This window comes from Pseudomonas sp. LB3P25, assembly GCF_054897985.1.
The window spans coordinates 3,650,627-3,669,860 of sequence record NZ_CM142711.1; the positions used below are offsets into that span (position 1 = coordinate 3,650,627).

The following is a 19,234-nucleotide window of genomic DNA, read 5'->3' on the forward strand; positions in this document are numbered from 1 at the left end:
GGATTATTATATGTTTGAAACCTATCAGGAGTCGCGTATCCCCCCGCCTCCCTTTTTTGAAGGCAACACCGTTGAATGGGAGTTCGTGACGCTTTCGCTAAATCTGCCCTGGTTCTATGTGTCGTGGGGCTTTCGGTCCTCTGCTCAACCTAGCGAAGCGAGAGTCCAATTAAGATTAATTCCCTACATTTCCCTGCTGAGAAAACACCTTGAAGAGAGTGATCCTGAGTACTTCGTGCAGGACATCCAGTTGGTGTCCCCTCGATGGCTAAATCAATCAGAGCGCACGAAGATGCAGCCACTTGTGAAGTTGATCTCTTATGAAGAGCCGTATGGGACCGACTTGCCCAAGACCGAGTTTGCTTATGAGGTTGCAGGAGGCGCTCGCTATCCAGTGGGGCTCGATTGGGAAAAATTGGAATCTGTACAGATTCTTTTCGAACAACAGCAATTACAAACTTTTTAAATTGAACCTCACGATCCGCATCCGTGCCCCTAACGAACACCATAAGATGGATAGAGCGCTACATACCCATCATCCCGCTCGATCAATCTTCCAGTTCAGATACAGCAGCTATAGATAGTGGAATCTTTGATCGAAATTATTGAGACGTGGACTACAACGAATCTGCATAAGGAGTTCCCCATGAGCCCTGAACACGAAGAGATGCTTTGCAAACCAAATCTAAACCTGTTCCCAGACGCAACATTCGTGAACGGAAGATTCTTTTGGGGGTTCGAATGCCTAGACGGTTGGTATGACCTTCTGAACAATGCTCTTTCACTGGTTTCTGCTCGGTGTGAGATTGCCCCAGATTGCGAACCGGTTACCGTCCTGGAGGTGAAAGAAAAATTCGGTGGCTTGAGAATTTACTACCGCGGTGGCGACGATTATGTGTGCGGCGTCTTCAATTTGGCGGAAGTGATGTCGGTGAATATTTGCACTATCTGTGGCTCTCGTGTAGGCAATCGTCGCATGCACTATCACCACCCCAGATGCGATCTACATTATGGAGATTAAAAAATGAAACTGGCAATGGCAAACCAAGTGGGTTTGATAGACGACTTACGCAGCGATCTTTCAAATAACTCTGAATTGATAGATATAGAAACCATCCGTAGCTATGTTTCTTCGCCCAGGCTAATGGATATTTACGTGAGGCAGTTCCCTGTACAGGACCAGTTTTTTGTGGGGGATTCGTTTTTAGATCAACGAACGATGCTTGCCGACTCACCGCAACGTACGTATGGAGTTTCATTACTGAGCTGGTCGGTACTCCAAACCGACGTTGAGATTGTCGAGGATTATCATTACAGCGACAGCAGTATTGCCAAGGTTCAAATTTGGCCATTTGACCCCCGCTCCCTCACCGAACCTCAAACACTGCTTGCGGTTGCTCTCTCTTATACAAGCCTTGAGCTATACGCCGAGCCGAGGATTATTGGATCGCTTAACGATATTCTTGAGGAAATCGGTTTTTTTGTAGACCCCGAGCGCTACTGACTTTTTTGGTCATCCCACCGGAGAAAGGGAAACCCCTTCCCCTCCAACGCCCGGCCTGAGCGTCGGTCGTCTTTGGGTCAATTTCTTATGTGGATCGCTGCGACAAACGGAAGGTAGCGCGGCTTAAGCGGGAGGGAGCTGGTGCGCTGTAGCTGCCTGACGGTAGTGATCTCTGGCTCATGTGTATGACAGCAAAAGCCGAAAGCAAGTGCTTGTGAGCCGGCGCTGGTGCAGGTGCAGGTGCAGGTGCAGGATAAGACTACGATCTAGAACAAATTACGAGGCGCATGAGCCATGACCACAACCCTTAGTGTTAGCCAGGCTCGCCGTCGACTGCGCCGTGTGATCGCATTGGTCGTCCAAGGTCATACCTTTGTCTTAACTAAAAATGGCAAGGAAATGTGCCGGCTCGTAAGCGCCGAGGACAAGAGCAGAACACACTGAAAAATGAATACTGCAATCGCCCACATATCTCCGTTTCTCTCAACGGTGAAATGACCGACTACATTGACCGAGCTTTAGGGTCTCTCGGGCGTCAACGCCAAATCGTATTGGCGGTTCCGCAATACAGCGCCCTAAAATCATTGCTTGAAGACACGGAAATGCTAGCGTTGCCAAAGCCATGTCGAAACAAGGGGGTTTGCGCATCGATCCCGTTCCGTTAAGCCTCACTGCACTCGATCTATCAATGTCCTGGAGTGCCACGTTGGACAACGATCCTGGCGAACGCTGGCTACGGTCTCGTTTCAGTCATTACCTCAGTGAAAAAAATGTATCGATCAGCGAAATTAGCACTAACAAAGCAGCAGCCTAAAAAATCAGTCAACAATTAGGTTTACTACCCCATAATTATTGCGCTTAATGTAAAGCGGATCCAATTTAAACCAACTTTTTGTTAAATCAGGATTAGACATCACACAACATTAGACTCATCCAATATAACAAATGAACCATTACTTCTTCTTGTTCTTTGACGGGAAATTTCACGCGCCTTAATATCGGCCTCTTATACATTCCGGAAACACCAACAGGAACTTGCACGTGAAAGCACTCATAGAAGGGTTCATCAAGTTCCAGAAGGAAGTCTTCCCACAAAGAACCGACCTTTTCAAGTACCTCGCCACTACCCAAAATCCAGAAACGTTATTCATTACCTGCTCGGACAGTCGAGTTATTCCGGAAATGCTCACACAACAAGAGCCCGGCGAACTGTTTGTTGTTCGCAATGCTGGCAATATAGTGCCGTCGTATGGCCCCCAGCCGGGCGGCGTCACTGCTTCTGTCGAATATGCCGTCGCAGTACTAGAAGTTCATGACATCGTCATTTGTGGTCACTCAGATTGCGGGGCGATGACGGCCGTGTCGAGTGGCAAATCACTAAATCATTTACCAGCTGTAGCTGCCTGGATGAGCTATGCAGAATCCGCGAGGGTGATGAATGCCACCCGAACCCACGCCTCCGATAAAGATCGTGTTAGCTCAATGGTTCGAGAAAATGTGATTGCTCAACTTTCCAACCTCAAAACCCACCCTAGCGTTAGATTGGCTCTGGAGCAAAAAAAGCTGAATCTGCATGGTTGGGTCTATGACATAGAAACTGGATCGATAGACGCACTGGATGGCAGAACCAATACATTCGTTCCACTGGCGGAATTTCCGGAAACAAAGGCGTAGGGCTTCGCCCTCCGCACACGCAAATTTCTTCTCGACCTCAACGTGTCGCTACATCTGGAGCAATCATCATGGCCGAATCTGATATCCGTCCCCCTCTACCACCTTTTGATCGCGAATCTGCAATCCTCAAAGTGCGACTTGCTGAGGATGGCTGGAACACCCGTGATGCAGAAAAGGTTTCTCTGGCCTACACCCCCGATACCAAGTGGCGAAATCGAGTTGATTTCGCAGTTAACCGGGCTGAGGCCGCGGCGTTCTTGACTCGAAAATGGAACAAAGAGCTGGATTATCGGCTTATCAAAGAATTGTGGGCATTTACCGATAATCGTATTGCCGTGCGTTATGCCTACGAATGGCACGATGACTCAGGTAACTGGTATCGCTCGTATGGGAATGAGAACTGGGAATTCGCTGAAAACGGTCTGATGGCTCACCGTTTTGCCTGTGTTAATGACATGCCAATCAAAGAGTCTGAGCGAAAGTTTCATTGGCCGCTAGGCCGTCGCCCGGACGACCATCCAGGTCTTTCAGATTTGGGTCTGTGAAAAGCGCTGGCAGATTTACGCTCGAAAAATGGAGTCGTCTTAGAGACTATTGAGTTGCGTCATGCGGTGGACCCCAACCGATGCAGCGAAAGAGGAAGTGAAGATGGTCAAGATTCTGGTTCTCTATCATTCAATGTTCGGCCACATCGAAACGATGGCGCAGCATGTAGCGGAGGGTGCTCGAAGTGTTCCAGGTGTTGAGGTCACGGTGAAGCGCGTTCCTGAAGTCATGGATCCTGAGGCATTCAAAGCGGCACACGGCAAGACTGACCAGGCCGCTCTGGTAGCAAACCCCGCCGAGTTGGCTGGCTACGACGCCATCATCTTTGGCACGCCGACCCGTTTTGGCAACATGTCAGGGCAGATGCGGAACTTCCTCGATCAAACCGGTGGTTTGTGGGCTACCGGAGCACTAGTTGGCAAGGTCGCCAGTGTATTTACATCCACGGGTACCGGCGGTGGCCAAGAGATGACTATCACCTCTACATGGACGACGCTCGCTCATCACGGCATGGTCATTGTGCCAATCGGCTATTCCGATCCGGCACTATTCGACGTTTCACAACCGGGCGGCGGAACTCCCTATGGGGCATCCACCATTGCAGGCGCTGATGGCTCTCGCCAACCGGACCCGCGTGAATTAGGCATTGCTCATCACCAAGGGCAATACGTCGCAAAAATTGCTGAAAAACTCAAGGAATAGGTTTCCCCACCAGCTATCGAGGCACCCGCATGGTGATAACTTTTTGCTGAGACGATTGCCGGTCAGCGTCACGGAAATCCGAGCTTTTTTGACGTTCAAGAAAGGTCAGGCGGCGCTGTATGTTGGCCGCTCATGATGATCAATATGGTGGGTACCGGAGGTGCTTGTCATTCGGAGGCAGCATGAAACACTTCAGTGGTTTAACTATAACTATCGCACTTTCACTATTTAGCGCAGGCACCGCGCAAGCCGACGAGGTTCTCTCGCAAACCGGCGATACTACTGCGGGCGTGGCATTTGGAGTAGGAACCGGCGTATTGGTTGGCGGTGCAGCAGGCGGCCCCTTGGGTGCGTTAATAGGAGCAGGGATTGGATTGCTGGGAGGACGCGAAGTCCAGAAGGCAAGTGGTCTGGAGGAACGTGCATACACAGTTCGAAGTAGCACAGGTGAGGAGCGAGTAGTGCGCTCTCCGCGCGAAGAGTTTGCCATCGGCCAGCAGGTAAATGTCAAAGGCAGACGACTGCATGCAATTACTCCTTAAAATTACAGCTGTAGAAATAGAGCCCGCCACTCGCGGGCTTTTTTTTCTGCGATCCACGCATTTACGCTTTCGCCTCGTCGGCCAGGTCGAGACGTTGGCTCTACTTTCCCCACCTCAGTTCTAGCAGCTTCGCGAGCGTCTCTGGCAAATCGCCCAGCCAATCTCGGAACGGCCGGACCGTAATCGATTCAGGATCATGTTCATGAGATTGAGTAGCCCAGACCACATCGTACCGAGCGAGAAGTTCAATCATGTCGGTGCGCTGATAAGCGTTTTGTATAGCTGCCGCCGCAAGCTCGCGAAAGGCTTGTTCAACCGCGCCTGGCCATAAAACTGCACCGACAGTACTTGGACCCTTTCCGTACTGATGGATGCGGTGAGCAATCCCGGGGTTGAGTTTTGTAGCCTCGCCTTCTTGAAGTAACGCGATCCGCTGTCGACCGGCACGAATATCCAGTTCGCCCTTGAGTGCCACCACCAGTTTTGTTTCCTGACGATGCATCAACGGTAGGTTGTGAGCATGCAAGGGCAATACAAAGCGCATGGCCGTGCCCGCCCCTCCGATGCTTGCCTGAGCCACGTCAATCCAAACCGGATAGCCGTTGGGGATCAACATTAGCGTTTCTGAGTTTTCAACGTTCATGAACACTCCGACATGCATCTATAGGTAGCGCTTATGCGACGGATTGTATATCGGTCTTGGACGCTATCGAGCAAACGGCAGAAGATTGCTTCACACCCAAGCAACACCTACCTAGCTACACCAACCAAGCAAACCCGATAGGAGAAACACCGTGCAACAGTCCCACGCTTACAACGACACCAGCCTAGAGCTGACCGCCAAAATCCTGGACGCCAAAGCTCGCAAAAATCTGTCCTTCGAGGACATGGCAGAAGGCACCGGCCTGGGCCTGGCCTACGTCACCGCCGCCCTGCTCGGTCAGCACCCACTGCCTGAAGCCGCTGCCAAAGTGATCGGCGAAAAACTGGACCTGGACGCCGACTCGGTCTCCCGTCTGCAAATCATCCCACTGCGCGGCAGCCTGTCGGGTGTTCCAACGGATCCGACCATCTACCGCTTCTACGAAATGATCCAGATCTACGGCACCACCTTGAAAGCCCTGGTTCACGAGCAGTTCGGCGACGGCATCATCAGCGCGATCAACTTCAAGCTCGACATGAAGAAAGTCGAAGACCCGGAAGGCGGTCACCGTGCAGTGATCACTCTCGACGGCAAGTTCCTGCCACTGCGTCCTTTCTAAGGATGCAACCGGACCTGTAAATCGGCCCGCAGCCTTGCGGGCCTGCTTCAAAAAATTTCTTAACCCTTTTCGATCAATCACCACATTTGAATGGAGGATTCGTCATGAAAAAAATTCTGTTTCTCGCCCTGTCCCTGACGGCTTCGCTGTCAGCCTACGCGCAGGAAGCTGTGGTAGCACCTGAGGCCGTTCCATATGCGTATGGCATGCACCTGGATATCGCCAAAGTCATTCACATCACCCCGACGGCTGATGTCTGTGGCCCGACGCCAGTGCAAATGACTTACCGCGATACGCACGGTGAAACCCACATCCTGGAATACAGCGTGATCGGTAGCGGCTGCACCAACTAATTGTCACTCACTCCACACTCAATGAAAGGTAAACATCATGAAAGCGCTCATCGAAGGTTTTTTGAAGTTCCAAAAAGAAGCATTTCCGCAACGCACTGACCTGTTCAAACACTTGGCCACCACGCAACATCCAGGCACGTTGTTCATCACCTGCTCCGACAGCCGTGTTGTACCGGAACTGCTGACACAGCAAGAGCCTGGCGAACTGTTCGTGATCCGTAACGCTGGCAACATCGTGCCGTCCTACAGCCCGCATTCCGGTGGTGTGTCGGCCACGGTCGAATACGCCGTCGCCGTACTGGGCGTGACCGATATCGTGATCTGCGGCCATTCCGATTGCGGTGCCATGACCGCTGTCGCCAAGTGCAAGTGCATGGATCACCTGCCTGCGGTCGCCGGCTGGTTGCAACATGCCGAGTCGGCGAAAGTCATCAACGAATCGCGTCCTCACACCAGTGAAGCCGCCAAAGTCAGTTCCATGGTGCGTGAAAACGTCATCGCCCAACTGGCCAACATTCAGACTCATCCAAGCGTGCGCCTGGCTCAGGAAAAAGGTCTGGTGAATCTGCATGGCTGGGTCTACGACATCGGGACCGGTTCAATCGACGCCCTGGACACCGACAACAAAACCTTCAAGTCACTGGTCAAGCATCCGAACACCGTTGCCGTTCATGCCCGTCCAGCAAAAGCTGTTGCCTAAATCAGCCTCTAATTTTCAGGAGTACGCAACATGATTGAAGTCACTATGTACACCACCACGACCTGCCCCTACTGCCGTAATGCCAAGCGTTTGCTTGATGCCAAAGGGGTTGCGTACAAGGAAATCGATGTACGCTCAGTCGACGTGAAGAACGAAATGATCAACCGAAGCGGTCGCCGTACCGTCCCGCAGATCTTTTTCGGCAACTGGCACGTTGGCGGCTTCGATGACTTGGCTCAACTTGAAAGCGAAGGCGGCATCGACCAGGTACTCAACCCGCGCATGGCGGGATGAGCACCGATGACGCCAGCTCACAAATCCAGCACCAGGGGGGCGTCGCCCCCCTTGGCTTGCGCTGGTACCGCACAGCAAATCAGTACCTCCCCTTCGGCCGGCATCTCAGCCGGCAGGTTCAGATAATGCACTTGGCCACTGACCAATCGGGTCCGGCATGTACCGCACGATCCGCCCCGGCAACTGAAGTCCGGGTTCAGGCCACGGCTCTCGGCCAGTTCCAGTAAACTCCCGCCACCCGGCTCCCAACGAGCTTCCTTCGCCGACGCCGAAAACAGCACTTTGACCGGGCTGCTTGCCGCCGCTATCTGCTCGACCGCCGGGGTTAAATGATCCCGTTGGCGAACCAGGGTCGAAGGACCGAAAGTCTCCGCGTGAATACGATCATCGCCAATACGCAACTGACGCAGACCGTCGTACAGCGCCTGGGTAAAAGCACCAGGGCCACACAGGTAAAAGTCGTAATCGTCCAGGGGCAGCAATGCCTTGAGCAGTTCGACATCCACACGCCCCGCCACCTCAAAATCCTCACCAACGCGAGCATGAGTTTCCGGCTGACTGAGCAGACGCAGCGCACGAATTTTATCCTTGGCACGGGTCGCCAGTTCGTACAGCTCATCGCGAAACCCGAGTTCACTCAGGCTGCGCGCACTTTGGATGAACCAGGTTGGTCGAGTGCGACGGATACGTTCGCCTTCATAAATCACTTCACGCAGCATCGACAGCAGTGGGGTCACGCCCACGCCCGCGGCCAGCAAAACCAACGGTCGATATTCATCGGCTTGCACCGTGAAGCGCCCTTGAGGGGCACGGGCTTCAACCAGATCCCCAACCTGAACGCGGTCGTGCAGATGCGACGAGATGAGTCCATCACGCTTGACGCTGATGCGGAAAAAACTGTCCGACGGCGCACTCGACAGGCTGTAGGTTCTGACCAGAGGCGCCTGTCCTTCAGCAAGGCAAAAGCGCACCGGCAGATGTTGGCCAGCCTCGAACCGCGGTATGCCCGCGCCATCGGCCGGTTCAAAATAGAAGGAGCGAATGGAGCTGCTCTCGTCAACGATCCGCGTCACCCTCAGCGGTCGCCATTGATCGCGCAGGTTATCGGCTTGCAATCGGCCCTCAGCTTGCTCCCAACTGCCCGTCATCAGGCTGTTAGGCGAAAAACCTTCAAACCGCCAACGTAGGGCCAACACAGCCTGACGTCGGACCACCTGTTCCACGGTCAGCGTCCAGAGCCGCTCAGCCCCCTGAAAGGCGGCAATCTCCGGGCCCTCGAGAATGATCTCGGTACGCCCGCTGACTTGCAGCATGTCGCCTGTTTCAAAATCGATGAACACCAGCCCTGCGCGCGGGTTGAGCAGGAAATTACCCAAGGTGTTGAAGTGCAGGTTGCCGGCGAAATCGGGAATCGTCAGCACGTTGCCTTCGATCCTGACGAAACCTGAATTGCCACCCCGGTGAGAAACGTCCACCGAGCGCTGGGATGCATCGCCATCCAGGTCGACATAGCTGGCGAGGAAAAAGGTATCGGCCTTGCTGATGGCCGACTTCGCGGCTTCATCCAGTTCGCTGAGACATTCGGCCGCAACATTTGCAGAGGCGTGGCCAAGGCTGACCGGCTCAACGCCTCGCAACTGAATGTATTGCGGGCAGTTGCCGAAAGCGTGCACCACAGAAACGGCAAAACCGCCTGACGAGGCGGTGCTGATGTTGCCGTTCATGCGATTGCGCCTTCGGGTCTTCAGGTCTATGCCCAGCAGTCCCACCGCAGCGCCTTGCTTAAGGGCCGCCCTAACTGGATCACCCTCGGCGGGCAGGCGGTCGAGTTGCAGCATTCGCGGATCGGGTGAATGGATGAAGCCAGGGGGGCCTTCGATCAATGTGGCCCAAGGCATCCCTTGTTCATCGACCGCGCCCACCACCACGTAAGGCAACTGGTTGTAAAACAATCGATGCTGATCAGGCATGTAGTCACGTACGACCTTGCGTCCGAAGATCTCCATTTGATCCGCGACGCCGACGCTTTCCTGCAATTCACGCTCACCCGCATGCCAAGGGGATGCTCCTGGCGCGTCCGACTGATTCATGATCACCTCTACGCATTCATAAACAGGTGCCCTTCACCCGCCGCCCGGCGAGGAATGGTTGAATCCCCGGCAGCGGGGTCTAATACGCAGTTGCCGGTGATCATCAACTCTGCGCTTTGCAACCTCATGAAGCTCGAGACAGACCCTGCACGCACTCAAGCAACCTGGAATCGCCTAAGTGGGTAGCGACCCCGTTATGGAAGCCCATAAAGCTTTTTTCTGTCTTGATCAGTTTGACCAGATGGACGAATTTGCTCCCCTTTAGCGTAGGCCCGAACCACTGCTGGTCGCATACTGATTTTTTCTAGCCAAGCGGCGACGTTAGGATAACCATCGAGCGTCATTCCTTGCTTGTCATGTTGCAGCACCCAAGGATAGATCGCCATATCGGCAATGGAGTACTCGCCGGCGACGTAAGGTCGTTCGCTCAATTGCTGCTCCAGAACGCAATACAAACGTTCGGTCTCTTTACTAAACCGTGCCACGGCGAGCGGCACATGTTCAGAGGCGTAATTAAGGAAGAACACTGCCTGTCCCAATATCGGCCCCAGGTTCGCCGCTTGCCAGAACAGCCACTGCATAACTTCAGCCGCCCCTTTCGCATCGGCGGGGATGAATTGCCCGCGGCGCTGAGCCAGGTACAACAAAATCGCCCCTGACTCAAAGACCGATACACCAGTCTCTCTGTCGACTATCGCTGGAATGCGCTGATTGGGCGAAATTCGGGTGAACTCAGTGGAAAATTGCTCGCCATTGCTGATATTGACGGGATGCGCGACGTAGGGATGTTCCGATTCCTCAAGAAAAATGGCGACCTTCTGCCCGTTGGGGGTTGGCCAGTAACAGTAATCGACAGCATTGGAAAGATTGAACATTGGGTTACCTTTTTCGGCAGCAGAATGAAAACCTAGGCCACATACTCGTCAGTGCTCAGCACTTCGGCGTACCCGAACTTCAAGGCGGCCATGAACGCCGCATGCACCAGAGGCGCAGGAACTTTGACGTGGTTGAACTCCAGGTCGTGGGTCGTACAGGCATCGTGAATCACCGTCGTCTCAAACCCGAAGTCGTCAGACGCGCGGGTGACAGCATCAATGCACATGTGGCTCATGTTCCCGACCACAGTGACCCGTTCAATCTCGTTGTGTTCAAGCACATCAAACAGTTCGGTTTCGCGATACGGGTTCATGAAGTGTTTGACGATGACAAACTCGTCCGCGAGATTGCGCACCTTCTCGTGCAATTGCGCACCGTCGGAGCCAGGGACAAAAAACGGTGCATTGGGGGCTAAAGTCTCGTGGCGGATATGGATGACTAAGTCACCCCGTTCACGTGCCGCTCCAATCACACGAGCAGCATTGTCAGCGGCCGAGTCAGTAGCGTTGAGTTCCCATTTGCCGCCGGAAAAATAGTCGTTCTGAATATCAACGACGATGAGTGCTGTGTTGGTCATATGGTTACCTTGGTAAAAAGTCGATCGGAGTTGGTGGATCATTTCAGGGCACTTGCGGCGTTTCGTACCAATCACGGTCGGGGGTGGCGAAGCGCATCTTCTTGCGGATAAAAGCGGCATTTTCGACGCTGGTTATTTTTTCGAGCAGTACGAATGCAACTTCGGTGGCAGTGCCCGGCCCGCTTGAAGTGATGATCTGGTCATCGACAACCACGGGGCGATCGACAAAGCGTGCACCGGTCTCCAACAGTTGGTTTTTCCGCTTGCCACCCTCCTGGTGGTAGGTCGTGGCGTTCCTGTCACGCAGCACGCCGGCCACGCCCAGGCACACGGAAGACACGCAAACGCTGGCAACGGGTTTACCGGCTTCGACGAAATGCCGGATGGTCGCCAGAAAGGGTTCGCTCAAGGCTTCCTCGTAAAAACCAGACGGTTCAAAACCACCCGGCAGTGCCAAGGCATCGAAGCTGCTCACGTCCAGATCGCTCAATAAAAAACTCGGATTGAGCATGAGACCGAAGGTGGTCACGATCTTTCTGCGAAGGCCGGCGTTGACCAGTTCCACAGGGTGATCACCCAGCAGGTTGGCCCAGCCAAGCACATCGGTAAAAGCGGCCATTTCCAGGGGCTCTACGCCGTTGGCCAGTAACATAAGCACGCGTTTCATCGGTCATGAGCCTCTGCTGTACAGCATGGAAGAGTGTGTGTGCTTATGCTCCGCCTTAACCGCGATGTAGAGAACGACCACAAAATACAATCCACTATTTCGCTCACTGAAATGCCCGAACGGCGTTTGTATCCGTTTGTAGCTCAGGCGATTTCAGACATATTTCCATGCGCCGGTCGGGCAAGTCAGACACATACGGGACACAACATCCGGTTCAAATGGCCCTGTCGCTTCACTACTCCCACCCCGTACAGGAACACCCGATGAACAAGTTATTCGCAGGTCTGGCCCTTGCCGCAGCTATGGTCAGCGCCACCGCTGCGCTTGCTGCTCCAGTTAAACCTACCGTCGTGCTGGTGCACGGCGCCTTCGCCGACTCCAGCAGCTGGAACGGCGTGGTCAAGATTCTGGAAAAAGACGGCTACCCGGTGATCGCGGCTTCCAACCCGCTGCGCAGCCTCAAAGGCGATGCGCAATCGGTGGCTGATGTACTGAAAAGCATCAAAACCCCAGTGGTACTGGTTGGTCACTCCTACGGTGGCCCGGTGATCAGCGAAGCCGCCTACGGCAATGCCAACGTCAAGGCGCTGGTTTACGTCGCGGCTATCGCGCCTGAAGCCGGTGAATCCACCGCCGACCTGGCGGGTCGTTTCCCGGGTAATACCTTGGGGCAAACCCTGGCTCCACCGGTTGAATTGGCCGATGGTGGAAAGGATCTGTTCATCCAGCAGGACAAGTTCCACGATCAGTTCGCCGCCGATGTATCGAATGCTGACGCAAAATTGATGGCAGCGACCCAACGTCCCGTGACCGTAGCGGCGCTCAATGAAGCCTCGAGCGAACCCGCCTGGAAAACCGTTCCGTCGTATTTCGTCTATGGCGACAAGGACAAGAACATCCCTGCGCAAGCCCAGGTGTTCATGGCTGAGCGGGCACACGCCAAGAAGACTGTCGTAGTCAAAGGCGCGTCCCATGTGGTGATGGTGTCCAATCCGAAAGTCGTTGCCAGCCTGATTGAAACAGCTGCCACTGCTAAGTAATGACTAGCAGCGACCTCCGCTGTTGCGTGCACTGCAAGCGTTCAAAGAACATCCGGCTGCATGGCCGGATGCTCGCGCAGGCCGTCGACGATGTGGTCAACAAAACTGCGCACCCGCATCGAGGCCTTGCGCCCTTCGCGGTACACCACGTGCACCGGCAGCGCCGGTAACTCATAGGGCTGCAACACACGCCGCAATCGCCCAGTGTTCAAATACTCGTACAACGGATAGCTCAGACAACGGGTAATGCCGGCGCCATGAGCGGCTGCATCGATGGCCGCCTGTACCGTCGCGCAACTGATCCGTGTCCGGGCTTTTAAGTGATTCACCTCACCGTCGTGTTGGAAGTCCCACTGGACCCTGTCTCGATAAGCATGGGTGGCGACCAGTCGATGATTTTGCAGATCCTCAGGTACGCCGGGCTCACCGTGAGTAGCCAGATAAGCAGGGCTGCTGCATACCATCGAGCGTACATAGCCCACCTGTCGTGCGATCAATGACGAACTTGGTAGATTGCCGACCAGCACCGCCACATCGATGCCCTCTTCATTCATGTTCGGAAAACGATCATGGTATTGCGCAAAGACTTTTACCTCAGGATACAGACTCATGTAGTCCGTCAGAATCGAGGTCATGACATAACGGCTGAACAGCAAAGGCATCAGCACCGTGAGATTGCCTTGGGCCTGAACGTGCAAGCCCTTGGCCGAAGCCTCTGCGTCTTCGATGGCCTTGAGAATGCGTGAACAATCGGCCATGAAGCCGGCGCCGGCCTCGGTCAGCGACACCCCGCGGGTGCTTCGAAGTAACAGAGGCACGCCAAGACGTTCCTCCAGCCGTGCAATGGCGCGAACGACCGTAGGTCCGGACACATCCAGACGACGGGCCGCAGCAGCCAGACTGGGACGCTCCGATAACGCTTCGAACATCAGCATTTCATGGTAGCGATCCATCAGTTGGAAACCTTCACCACAGCCTTGAGCGCCGAATCCTTGCCGAGTCGATCCGCGAGAAAATCCACGAAGGTACGAACCTTTGCCGGTATTCGGGTGCTCTTGAGGTAGACCACTTGAATGGGCAGCGCAGGCGGTTCGAAGTCCTCCAGCACCAATTCCAGTTCGCCAGCCGCCACCTGGCTGGCCACCTGATAGGACAATACTCGCGTCACGCCCCAGCCCAGGCTGGCGATATTGATCGCGGCCTGATTGGCGGTGACCACCAATCGCGGTTCGAATCGAAAGCTCAGTGCGTTGCCGTCGTTGACGAATTGCCAGTCGCTCAGCAAATGGCTGGCCGAAGACATGACGATGTTGGCGGTACTGAGTTCACCGGGATGACGCGGCCTGCCGTAGCGTTCGAAATAATCGGGGGTACCGCAGATCACCTGGCGTACTTCGCCGACTTTGATGGCGTGCTGATTAGCCTCATGCAAATGGCCGATGCGTATGGCCACATCGATACCCTCGTCAGCCATGTTCACTACACGATCCACCAGCAAGGCATTGAGGTGCACCGAAGGAAACTGGTCCACGTAGTCGGCCAGCAGCGGCGCGATGTACAACTCGCCAAACAGCACCGACGCGGTCACGGTCAAATGCCCGCAGGGTATCGAGTAACTACCAGCAGCCGCCTCCTCCGCCTCGTCGATATCACTGAGGATACGCCGACAATCCTCGAGATAGCGTTGACCCGCTTCGGTGAGATGCAGGCTGCGTGTGGTTCGAGAAAGGAGCTGTGTGCCGATTCGCTCTTCCATCGCGGCGATGGCTCGGGTCACGCTGGGGGGAGAGATATTCAACAGGCGGGCGGCGGCGGCAAAGCCTTCTTCCTCGGCTACTGCCATGAATATCTGCATTTCTTGAAAACGATCCATAGGCGCCCCTGTCTTGATGAGAGGATAGCGAGGTATCTGGCCGCTTGCGCGGGAAGACCTGATTGCCAGTATCGTCGGCTACAGTGACTTTCGCACGCGCCGTCGGGCTGGCTGCATGTACGTAAAGCGTCCTGGGAGAACTGCGAAACAGATGAAAAGGAGCTGGCCGGAATTATTCTCCCGGCAAGCTCCTTCAGAATCGAGTCAAGCCTCTTGCAAACCTACAGCAGTACGTTGCATGCCAACGAAGTTCGGCAACCCTTCGATGCTGCTCAACCAGGCACGGACATTCGGGTAGTCAGTAAGCGCCACGTTACCTTCCGGTGCGTGGGACACGTAAGTGTAGGCAGCAACATCGGCGACGGTCGGCTTGTCGCCGGCCAGGAATTTGCTCTGACCCAGCTCTTCCTCCATGACCTTGAGCAGGGCATGAGAACGTTTGATCGTTTCTTCGGCGTCATAACCGGCACCAAACACGGTGATCAATCGCGCGGTGGCAGGGCCCGAATTGATTTGACCGGCGGCCACCGACAACCAGCGTTGAACCTTGGCTTGCTCTACCGGGTCGGTCGGCAGCCATTGGCCCTTGCCATATTTGGCGGCGAGATAAACCACGATGGCGTTGGAGTCTGCCAGGACAGTGCCGTTGTCATCGATCACCGGCACTTGGCCAAAGCGGTTGAGAGCCAGGAAGTCAGGCGCTTTGTGCGCGCCCTTCATCAGATCCACGAATACCAGTTCGGTTGGCAGTCCCAGCAGGGACAGCATCAGTTCGACCCGATGAGAGTGGCCAGACAAAGGGTGACGATAAAGTTTGATCGTTTGCTGAGACATGACGTGCTCCGATTGTTGTCTGAGTTCGACCCGGTGATCGCGTCGATGGAGTTATCTTCCCCTCCTCTCGTAAACAGCGGAATGACCAGCAATTACAATCCAGCATTTCATTGCGTGTAATGATCATTTTTTTGCCGAACCTACTGACCCACCGACACTCCCAACATCAGGTCCATAAAGGCGACTGACGCCGCGCTGTGATAGTTGTTTTTACGCCGTAACAGGGCTTCTCCGCGCCGTGGCCCCTTGTCCAGCAGCGCGATCCTGCGCAGGGCTCGGTCCTGGGTAGCGATGGGTTCCGGAAGAATAGTGGCGACTGCCGTGTGCCGCATGACTTCCAGCAAAGTGTTGACCGAATTGACCTCGATCACCACCTTGGGTGTGATCTGCGTCTTGGCGAAGTACTCGTCAATACAGATGCGGATGGCGAAGTCGGGAGTCAGCAACGCAAAGTCCAGTTGAGCGACCTGCTCGGCAGTCAACGGTTTCTTACAGTCGTATAACGGATGATCCCGCCCCACCACCAGCCCCAGGGTTTCAATAAAAGCTGGGATCGTTTCGATGTCCGGGTTTCTCACCTCATCAAACGCAATGGCGATATCCAGTGAGTCATCCGCCAGGCCGGTTTCGATATCGGCCATGGAGAGTTCAAAGATCTCCAGATGGATATTTGGATAGAGAGCCATGTAGTCGCGCATCAACGGTCCTACCGGGTACGCCATGAACGTCGGTGTCATGGCCAGGCGCAGGGTGCCGCGGGACAGATCCTTCACATCCTGCAATCGTGACGCTGTGCAACAGCAAAGCCTATGCGCATCTGCCACCGAGCCAGATCGTGCCGCAATTGGCCGACGAGGGACGATACGTGGCCTCGGAGGCGACCTTTTATCGCGTGCTGCATGCGGCAGGTCAGCAGCATCATCGCTCCCGAGCTAAGCGACCGCATCGCCATGAGGCACCGACCACTTACGCAGCGACATCGGCCAATCAGGTGTGGTCATGGGATATCACCTATCTGCCATCGCCGGTTCGCGGAAAGTTTTACTACCTCTATTTGATCGAGGATATCTACAGCCGCAAGGCCGTGGGCTGGGAAGTCCATGAAGCCGAGAGCGGCGAAAAAGCAGCAGCGTTACTACAGAGAAGCGTAACGCTTGAAAAATGCTGGCGTCAGCCTTTGGTGTTGCACTCGGACAATGGTGCGCCGATGAAATCGGTGACGCTGCTGACCAAAATGTATGACTTGGGCATCACTCCATCGCGCGGCCGACCACGGGTGAGCAACGACAACCCGTACTCGGAATCACTGTTCAGAACGCTCAAGTACTGCCCGCAATGGCCGCACGATGGGTTCACCAGTGTGGATGATGCGCGAATCTGGGTGAGGAATTTTATGACCTGGTACAACACCGTGCATCGTCACAGCCGAATCCGCTTCGTAACCCCGGCTCAACGCCACGACGGGAAAGACAAAGGGATCCTGGCGCGCCGGGGCGTGATCTACGGGCTTGCCCGAGAAAGAAGGCCGGAACGGTGGTCGGGTGAAACGCGTAACTGGAACCCGATCGGGACGGTGTATCTGAACCCCGAAAGGGAGCTAACCGTAGTGGTAAAAGTCGCGTAGCGAGACGGTGGACGCGACAACTACCTTGAAAAACGCCGACACGGTGGTAATGGCTGCGCCTAGGCCGATTAGCACTAGGCTACGGCGCGTCGCCTCATCATGGGAAAGCGGAGATTGGTCTGTCATTTTTCAACTCCGTGGGCTGGCAACGAGATCAGTGACACCTGATCAGGTTATGAGCGGGAGAAGGGAAAACTATGAGTGTCCGAAGACGTGGCAACGAGTAAAGAGATGTTAAACGGTGTTATGAAATGCAAAGCACCAAACTGGGTCCACGCACCAAAATGGGTATGGTTGGACTTAGTAGACTGCCGAAGGTTATTCCGGCGGATTGATGTGCGACGCGAAAAACAAACTGGACTCCAGTCGCATAAAAACGTTTTTACACTACCTCAATCGAGGATGTGTAAAAACGTCAAAGAGGGATTTTGAATGTCAGATCCAAGCTTATCGAAGGGTGACGTTACGTCGTTACGCAGGGCAAAATTTCTTAGATCACCCTACAAACTATTGCGGTGGTGTGGCCTTGAAGCTGGGGAGTTCCTGAATTCGTGTCCACCAGTCAGCGAAGCCTGTTGTGGCAAATACTTCCTCTGCGTCCGGCGTCATCGATAAGTAAGCACATGCCGGTGCCAGGTACAGGTCGCCGATGCTTAAGGCTGGCCCACCCAGAAACGGGTCGTTACCTTTGATCTTCATCAACTCGCTGAGCACCAGTTTCGATTTCTCGATGCCTTGGAGGCGAGAGGCGTCGTTCTGCCCGCCAATGAAGTCGGGGAACAGGTAATAACCGAAGACGGAGGCCATCGAACCATAACCATAGGAATCATAGATCGCCTGGGCCATGTGGCTCCTGGCGCGGTCCCGAGCAGTTTTGGGCGTCAGTGAAATGCCAGGCAGGACTTCATCCAGGTAGCTCATGATCGCACTGGTTTCAATCACCCTGAAATCGTCGTGATCGATGACCGGCACTTTCCCGAACGCATTCCGTGCGAGGTGTTCCGGCTGATGCGGTTCACCTTTCATCACGTTTACCTGTAACTGATTGAATTCCGCTCCTTTTTCCTTCAGCAGCATTTTCACCGTACGAACGTATGGACTGCCGTCAAAACCGTAGAGAGTAAGGCTCATGACGCGTGCTCCAACATAGATGGACGTTATCGAGCCCCTGGCTTGTAAGCAGTGTTGCGATGCCAGAGGAACCGAGTCTGCAACACATCAAAACGAGCTTGTCGGTATACGGGAGCAACGGCGGCAGGCAGGCCGCGAGGGAGGTCAACGTCAATTTGACGGTGCTGTAACCGATGTTGGTGGTGACGTACACCTAGGCAAGCCCATTCAATGTAGACCAATCCAATGACGAGTGAACGGAATGTTCACGACCATATTTATCGACATACGCTCTCCCCTGCTCCGCTCAAACCAAATCGAATTTCAAGTAAAAGCGCGAGGCTGATTCCGTTTGTTCTTCTGTGCGAGCTTACCCACAACCCGAATGGCAATTGCCGAAAACATGATGCCAAACGGCAATACATACCAAGCGCTCAGGGGGATGCGTTTGAAGTTGGAGTAAGCAAAAACTGCTGCTAGCACCCACATACCGGTGAGGTGCAAGGTCTTCCAGGTCTTGCGACCAATCAGACGTGTGGTGGTCTTGAAGGACGTAATTGTCATCAACAGGATAAACAAATAGCCAAGCGTGCCAGGGATGTTGGTGATAGTGCTTCGACCGGGCCAGAACTCGGTGTTCAGCTGACCGTACTTGTAGATCAATACCGCATGCAGCAGGTGAGAGAACGCGAATGCCAGACCAATGAAACGAAGCTCGCGCACAAGCGCTTTGGAAAGCGGGGACGGTACCAAAACAGCGAATGCAGAGGCGGTAAAAGCCACAAGAAACAGAGCAAACGAGGTGCGCGCGGTGGCGCGGATTGCGCTACGTAGACCTTCAACTAAATCTGGATTCAGCGCCAGTATCAACGCCGTCATCACCAATATCAGCAAACACAGCAGACCGAACAGCGACCAGCCTTCGTAATGAGGTAATTGGACTTTCATAACAACGCTCTTGAAAAA

At 54.4% G+C, this 19,234-nt stretch carries 23 protein-coding genes and 2 pseudogenes; 14 read left to right on the forward strand and 11 right to left on the reverse strand.

Annotated elements, in window-relative coordinates; translation table 11 throughout:
• Nucleotides 1-10 precede the first annotated feature (10 nt).
• The 8 genes from ACYZTW_RS16465 to ACYZTW_RS16500 all read left to right on the forward strand — a co-directional run bounded on the left by ACYZTW_RS16465 (nt 11) and on the right by ACYZTW_RS16500 (nt 4,968).
• Complete coding sequence (locus tag ACYZTW_RS16465; protein ID WP_462000894.1) at nt 11-466, forward strand: hypothetical protein; 456 nt, start codon at nt 11-13, stop codon at nt 464-466.
• Between the two features lie 180 nt (nt 467-646).
• The gene (locus tag ACYZTW_RS16470; protein ID WP_462000895.1) at nt 647-1,021 is read left to right on the forward strand and encodes a hypothetical protein; all 375 of its coding nucleotides are present in this window, start codon (nt 647-649) and stop codon (nt 1,019-1,021) included.
• Nucleotides 1,022-1,024: 3 nt separating this feature from the next.
• A complete protein-coding gene (locus tag ACYZTW_RS16475) occupies nt 1,025-1,504 on the forward strand; it encodes a hypothetical protein (protein WP_462000896.1) in 480 nt (159 codons plus the stop codon).
• A gap of 294 nt (nt 1,505-1,798) precedes the next feature.
• On the forward strand, nt 1,799-1,948 hold the full coding sequence (locus tag ACYZTW_RS16480) for a type II toxin-antitoxin system Phd/YefM family antitoxin (RefSeq protein ID WP_462000897.1): 150 nt from the start codon (nt 1,799-1,801) through the stop codon (nt 1,946-1,948).
• 597 nt (nt 1,949-2,545) lie between these two features.
• Nucleotides 2,546-3,178, forward strand: a complete 633-nt coding sequence (locus ACYZTW_RS16485; RefSeq protein WP_462000898.1) for a carbonic anhydrase — start codon at nt 2,546-2,548, stop codon at nt 3,176-3,178.
• A gap of 68 nt (nt 3,179-3,246) precedes the next feature.
• Nucleotides 3,247-3,723: a nuclear transport factor 2 family protein gene (locus tag ACYZTW_RS16490; RefSeq protein WP_462000899.1), complete on the forward strand. Its 477-nt coding sequence runs from the start codon at nt 3,247-3,249 to the stop codon at nt 3,721-3,723.
• A 103-nt stretch (nt 3,724-3,826) separates the two neighbouring features.
• Nucleotides 3,827-4,426, forward strand: a complete 600-nt coding sequence (wrbA, locus tag ACYZTW_RS16495) for an NAD(P)H:quinone oxidoreductase (protein ID WP_462000900.1) — start codon at nt 3,827-3,829, stop codon at nt 4,424-4,426.
• A gap of 182 nt (nt 4,427-4,608) precedes the next feature.
• Nucleotides 4,609-4,968, forward strand: a complete 360-nt coding sequence (locus ACYZTW_RS16500; protein WP_462000901.1) for a hypothetical protein — start codon at nt 4,609-4,611, stop codon at nt 4,966-4,968.
• Nucleotides 4,969-5,068: 100 nt separating this feature from the next.
• Here the strand turns inward: ACYZTW_RS16500 and ACYZTW_RS16505 are convergent, their stop codons facing one another.
• On the reverse strand, nt 5,069-5,611 hold the full coding sequence (locus ACYZTW_RS16505) for a hypothetical protein (protein ID WP_462000902.1): 543 nt from the start codon (nt 5,609-5,611) through the stop codon (nt 5,069-5,071).
• A gap of 151 nt (nt 5,612-5,762) precedes the next feature.
• Between ACYZTW_RS16505 and cynS the strand changes: the two genes are divergently transcribed.
• The 4 genes from cynS (at nt 5,763) to grxC (ending at nt 7,577) form a co-directional block, all read left to right on the forward strand.
• On the forward strand, nt 5,763-6,230 hold the full coding sequence (cynS, locus tag ACYZTW_RS16510; RefSeq protein WP_462000903.1) for a cyanase: 468 nt from the start codon (nt 5,763-5,765) through the stop codon (nt 6,228-6,230).
• Nucleotides 6,231-6,334: 104 nt separating this feature from the next.
• The gene (locus ACYZTW_RS16515) at nt 6,335-6,583 is read left to right on the forward strand and encodes a DUF2790 domain-containing protein (RefSeq protein ID WP_462000904.1); all 249 of its coding nucleotides are present in this window, start codon (nt 6,335-6,337) and stop codon (nt 6,581-6,583) included.
• Nucleotides 6,584-6,620: 37 nt separating this feature from the next.
• The gene (locus ACYZTW_RS16520) at nt 6,621-7,283 is read left to right on the forward strand and encodes a carbonic anhydrase (protein WP_462000905.1); all 663 of its coding nucleotides are present in this window, start codon (nt 6,621-6,623) and stop codon (nt 7,281-7,283) included.
• A 30-nt stretch (nt 7,284-7,313) separates the two neighbouring features.
• Nucleotides 7,314-7,577: a glutaredoxin 3 gene (gene grxC, locus ACYZTW_RS16525; RefSeq protein ID WP_462000906.1), complete on the forward strand. Its 264-nt coding sequence runs from the start codon at nt 7,314-7,316 to the stop codon at nt 7,575-7,577.
• A gap of 17 nt (nt 7,578-7,594) precedes the next feature.
• On the opposite strand, the gene ACYZTW_RS16530 is transcribed toward grxC, so the two are convergent.
• The 4 genes from ACYZTW_RS16530 to ACYZTW_RS16545 form a co-directional block, all read right to left on the reverse strand.
• Complete coding sequence (locus ACYZTW_RS16530) at nt 7,595-9,667, reverse strand: 2Fe-2S iron-sulfur cluster-binding protein (protein WP_462000907.1); 2,073 nt, start codon at nt 9,665-9,667, stop codon at nt 7,595-7,597.
• 194 nt (nt 9,668-9,861) lie between these two features.
• On the reverse strand, nt 9,862-10,542 hold the full coding sequence (locus ACYZTW_RS16535) for a glutathione S-transferase family protein (protein ID WP_462000908.1): 681 nt from the start codon (nt 10,540-10,542) through the stop codon (nt 9,862-9,864).
• A gap of 32 nt (nt 10,543-10,574) precedes the next feature.
• Nucleotides 10,575-11,120, reverse strand: a complete 546-nt coding sequence (locus ACYZTW_RS16540; protein ID WP_462000909.1) for a cysteine hydrolase family protein — start codon at nt 11,118-11,120, stop codon at nt 10,575-10,577.
• 43 nt (nt 11,121-11,163) lie between these two features.
• Nucleotides 11,164-11,787 carry a DJ-1/PfpI family protein gene (locus ACYZTW_RS16545; protein ID WP_462000910.1) on the reverse strand — a complete coding sequence of 208 codons (624 nt, stop codon included), beginning with the start codon at nt 11,785-11,787 and terminating at the stop codon, nt 11,164-11,166.
• A gap of 263 nt (nt 11,788-12,050) precedes the next feature.
• Between ACYZTW_RS16545 and ACYZTW_RS16550 the strand changes: the two genes are divergently transcribed.
• Entirely contained in the window at nt 12,051-12,827 is a 777-nt protein-coding gene (locus tag ACYZTW_RS16550) for an alpha/beta fold hydrolase (RefSeq protein ID WP_462000911.1), read from the forward strand.
• Between the two features lie 41 nt (nt 12,828-12,868).
• On the opposite strand, the gene ACYZTW_RS16555 is transcribed toward ACYZTW_RS16550, so the two are convergent.
• The 4 genes and pseudogenes from ACYZTW_RS16555 to ACYZTW_RS16570 all read right to left on the reverse strand — a co-directional run.
• Nucleotides 12,869-13,780: a LysR family transcriptional regulator gene (locus ACYZTW_RS16555; protein ID WP_462000912.1), complete on the reverse strand. Its 912-nt coding sequence runs from the start codon at nt 13,778-13,780 to the stop codon at nt 12,869-12,871.
• Entirely contained in the window at nt 13,780-14,700 is a 921-nt protein-coding gene (locus ACYZTW_RS16560) for a LysR substrate-binding domain-containing protein (RefSeq protein ID WP_462000913.1), read from the reverse strand. Before ACYZTW_RS16560 ends, ACYZTW_RS16555 begins: the two co-directional genes overlap by 1 nt.
• Before the next feature lie 204 nt (nt 14,701-14,904).
• Nucleotides 14,905-15,534 (reverse strand): glutathione S-transferase family protein, encoded by a 630-nt coding sequence (locus ACYZTW_RS16565; RefSeq protein ID WP_462000914.1) that lies wholly within the window; start codon nt 15,532-15,534, stop codon nt 14,905-14,907.
• A gap of 140 nt (nt 15,535-15,674) precedes the next feature.
• A pseudogene (locus tag ACYZTW_RS16570) lies at nt 15,675-16,316 on the reverse strand (LysR substrate-binding domain-containing protein); the annotation flags it as partial.
• Between ACYZTW_RS16570 and ACYZTW_RS16575 the strand changes: the two are divergent.
• Nucleotides 16,313-17,158: pseudogene (locus tag ACYZTW_RS16575) on the forward strand (IS3 family transposase); the annotation flags it as partial. The pseudogenes ACYZTW_RS16570 and ACYZTW_RS16575 sit on opposite strands and share 4 nt — an antisense overlap.
• A gap of 507 nt (nt 17,159-17,665) precedes the next feature.
• Here the strand turns inward: ACYZTW_RS16575 and ACYZTW_RS16580 are convergent.
• Both ACYZTW_RS16580 and ACYZTW_RS16585 read right to left on the reverse strand, forming a co-directional pair.
• A complete protein-coding gene (locus tag ACYZTW_RS16580) occupies nt 17,666-18,289 on the reverse strand; it encodes a glutathione S-transferase family protein (protein ID WP_462000915.1) in 624 nt (207 codons plus the stop codon).
• Between the two features lie 303 nt (nt 18,290-18,592).
• Nucleotides 18,593-19,216: a hypothetical protein gene (locus tag ACYZTW_RS16585; RefSeq protein WP_462000916.1), complete on the reverse strand. Its 624-nt coding sequence runs from the start codon at nt 19,214-19,216 to the stop codon at nt 18,593-18,595.
• Nucleotides 19,217-19,234 lie beyond the last annotated feature (18 nt).

Bases quoted from the DNA above. Each gene is read 5' to 3' on its own strand.
- ACYZTW_RS16465 (WP_462000894.1), top strand. From the start codon at position 11: ATGTTTGAAACCTATCAGGAGTCGCGTATCCCCCCGCCTCCCTTTTTT.
- ACYZTW_RS16470 (WP_462000895.1), top strand. From the start codon at position 647: ATGAGCCCTGAACACGAAGAGATGCTTTGCAAACCAAATCTAAACCTG.
- ACYZTW_RS16475 (WP_462000896.1), top strand. From the start codon at position 1,025: ATGAAACTGGCAATGGCAAACCAAGTGGGTTTGATAGACGACTTACGC.
- ACYZTW_RS16480 (WP_462000897.1), top strand. From the start codon at position 1,799: ATGACCACAACCCTTAGTGTTAGCCAGGCTCGCCGTCGACTGCGCCGT.
- ACYZTW_RS16490 (WP_462000899.1), top strand. From the start codon at position 3,247: ATGGCCGAATCTGATATCCGTCCCCCTCTACCACCTTTTGATCGCGAA.
- wrbA (WP_462000900.1), top strand. From the start codon at position 3,827: ATGGTCAAGATTCTGGTTCTCTATCATTCAATGTTCGGCCACATCGAA.
- ACYZTW_RS16500 (WP_462000901.1), top strand. From the start codon at position 4,609: ATGAAACACTTCAGTGGTTTAACTATAACTATCGCACTTTCACTATTT.
- ACYZTW_RS16505 (WP_462000902.1), bottom strand. From the start codon at position 5,611: ATGAACGTTGAAAACTCAGAAACGCTAATGTTGATCCCCAACGGCTAT.
- ACYZTW_RS16515 (WP_462000904.1), top strand. From the start codon at position 6,335: ATGAAAAAAATTCTGTTTCTCGCCCTGTCCCTGACGGCTTCGCTGTCA.
- ACYZTW_RS16520 (WP_462000905.1), top strand. From the start codon at position 6,621: ATGAAAGCGCTCATCGAAGGTTTTTTGAAGTTCCAAAAAGAAGCATTT.
- grxC (WP_462000906.1), top strand. From the start codon at position 7,314: ATGATTGAAGTCACTATGTACACCACCACGACCTGCCCCTACTGCCGT.
- ACYZTW_RS16530 (WP_462000907.1), bottom strand. From the start codon at position 9,667: ATGAATCAGTCGGACGCGCCAGGAGCATCCCCTTGGCATGCGGGTGAG.
- ACYZTW_RS16535 (WP_462000908.1), bottom strand. From the start codon at position 10,542: ATGTTCAATCTTTCCAATGCTGTCGATTACTGTTACTGGCCAACCCCC.
- ACYZTW_RS16540 (WP_462000909.1), bottom strand. From the start codon at position 11,120: ATGACCAACACAGCACTCATCGTCGTTGATATTCAGAACGACTATTTT.
- ACYZTW_RS16545 (WP_462000910.1), bottom strand. From the start codon at position 11,787: ATGAAACGCGTGCTTATGTTACTGGCCAACGGCGTAGAGCCCCTGGAA.
- ACYZTW_RS16550 (WP_462000911.1), top strand. From the start codon at position 12,051: ATGAACAAGTTATTCGCAGGTCTGGCCCTTGCCGCAGCTATGGTCAGC.
- ACYZTW_RS16555 (WP_462000912.1), bottom strand. From the start codon at position 13,780: ATGGATCGCTACCATGAAATGCTGATGTTCGAAGCGTTATCGGAGCGT.
- ACYZTW_RS16560 (WP_462000913.1), bottom strand. From the start codon at position 14,700: ATGGATCGTTTTCAAGAAATGCAGATATTCATGGCAGTAGCCGAGGAA.
- ACYZTW_RS16565 (WP_462000914.1), bottom strand. From the start codon at position 15,534: ATGTCTCAGCAAACGATCAAACTTTATCGTCACCCTTTGTCTGGCCAC.
- ACYZTW_RS16580 (WP_462000915.1), bottom strand. From the start codon at position 18,289: ATGAGCCTTACTCTCTACGGTTTTGACGGCAGTCCATACGTTCGTACG.
- ACYZTW_RS16585 (WP_462000916.1), bottom strand. From the start codon at position 19,216: ATGAAAGTCCAATTACCTCATTACGAAGGCTGGTCGCTGTTCGGTCTG.